Source organism: Blastomonas sp., from assembly GCF_041747255.1.
Lineage (GTDB): Bacteria > Pseudomonadota > Alphaproteobacteria > Sphingomonadales > Sphingomonadaceae > Blastomonas.
In genome coordinates this window covers 1-1,879 of record NZ_JBGTFM010000071.1, presented here as the reverse complement: position 1 = coordinate 1,879, position 1,879 = coordinate 1, and the positions used below count along the sequence as shown (strand labels likewise).

General features: G+C 63.1%; 2 protein-coding genes. Both read left to right on the top strand.

All coding sequences use genetic code 11. The features are described 5' to 3' along the window. Positions 1 to 145 precede the first annotated feature (145 nt). A complete protein-coding gene (locus tag ACEW8G_RS02665; protein WP_373486900.1) occupies positions 146 to 799 on the top strand; it encodes a thiamine phosphate synthase in 654 nt (217 codons plus the stop codon). Positions 800 to 1,052: 253 nt separating this feature from the next. Further along, on the top strand, positions 1,053 to 1,879 hold an 827-nt coding region (locus tag ACEW8G_RS02660; protein ID WP_373486899.1), incomplete at its 3' end, for a transposase.

The following is a 1,879-nucleotide window of genomic DNA, read 5'->3' as shown; positions in this document are numbered from 1 at the left end:
GCGATCAGCGTGGTCGATCTGGCGGGGCGGCCCGCGATCTTTTCCGACTGGGTGATGGCGGCGCGGATATCGGCCAGCGGGCCGTTGGGTGGGGTGATATCCTCTGGGCTTTGCGTGTTCATGGCCTGCGGCTATAAGCGCGGCAATGCCCCGCCGCCAGCCCGGATTGTCTGCTCCCCTGCGTTGGCCTCCACGTCTTTGGCTGGTCAGCGATGCGCGCAACGATGCCGCGCTGGAACGTGCGATTGCCCGGTTGCCGTGCGGGTCAGGGCTGATTTTCAGGCATTATCATCTCGACGCAGCCGCCCGGCGCGCGCGATTCGACCGGCTCGCGGCAATGATGCGCAGGCGCGGCGGGGTGATCGTGCTCGCGGGCGATGCACAGACGGCGCGCCGCTGGGGTGCGGACGGTTTTTATGGGCCTCCGAGTGGTACGGCTGCTGGCAGGTTGTTGCGGTTGATCACGGTGCACAATCTGAAGGAATTGCGACAAGCCAGTTTTGGCCAAGTCGTTGTCCGGCGAAAGCCGGAGTCCAGGAGTCAGGTTGCATTGAAACCGCCCCTGGATTCCGGCGTTCGCCGGAAAACGGAGAGCGGCGCAACCCTGGTCCTGATCTCGCCGGTATTCGCGACCCGCACCCATCCGGGTGGGAAGACTTTGGGCGTGGCGCGGTTTTCCATCCTCGCTCGGCGCGTACAGACGCCGGTCATCGCGTTAGGCGGCATGACCCGTGCGCGGGCTCAGCAAATTGCATGGATAATCGACGGCTGGGCTGCGATTGACGGACTGTCGCGGTAAGCCCTGCCTCACCGTTCCCCTGCGAAGGGTGAACAGAGGCACGTGCCTCTGCTCACAGCCCATCTCCGGGCAGTTCGACCAGCGCGAAAGGTCATTAGTGGAGTAAAGGTGCGGCGGCTGATATGTCTGGTTCCCGTCTATCTCACTGACTCTTGGGATTGCGGGAAATGGGTGGATTCTGTTGAAAAAGTCGCCCTTGCAATGGCGCTAGAGTATTGATTCTATGTCTCTGCGAGGAAGCGGAGACGGTGTGATGATGGGCGATCGAACGGTGGCGCAGGAAGCGCTGTTTTACAGCTTCAACCTGGAGCGGCATGTTCCGCAGGATCATCTGCTCCGCTCGATTGATCGGTTCGTTGACCTGTCAGGCATTCGCGAACATCTGCGGCCATTCTACAGCTCGACCGGTCGGCCCTCGGTTGATCCCGAGCTGATGATCCGAATGCTGATCATCGGCTATTGCATGGGCATCCGTTCCGAGCGGCGACTGTGCGATGAGGTGCATGTCAACCTCGCCTATCGCTGGTTCTGCCGCCTTGGGCTGGAAGGCGATGTGCCCGATCACTCAACCTTCTCGAAGAACCGGCCCAAAGTCGCTCGGGGGCGCTTCCGTGATAGCGATGTCCTGCGCCAGCTGTTCGAGACGACCGTGGCGCGCTGCATTGTCGAGGGACTGGTTGGCGGCGAAGGGTTCGAGGTCGATGGCAGCCTCGTGCGCGCCAATGTGAGCCGCCAGCATGCCGTCGATAGCGCGGACGCCTTGCCTGACGCAGCCACCAGCCATGCCGTTCGCGAGTATCTGGCCGTGCTTGATGATGCCGCCTTTGGCGGAGCGACCCCAGTGCCGCCCAGGCAGTTGGCGGTGGCCGATCCGGCGGCGCGCTGGACAGCAGCAAGCCGCGAGCGTGCCTTCTTCGCCTATGCTACCAACGACCTGATTGATCTCCAGCACGCAGTAATCGTCGATGTCGAGGCGACCACGGCAATACGCCAGGCCGAGGTCACCGCGCAGCGCCGCATGATCGATCGGACGCAGGAGCGCTTCGGCCTGTGGCCCGAGCGGCTTGTGGGCGACACCGG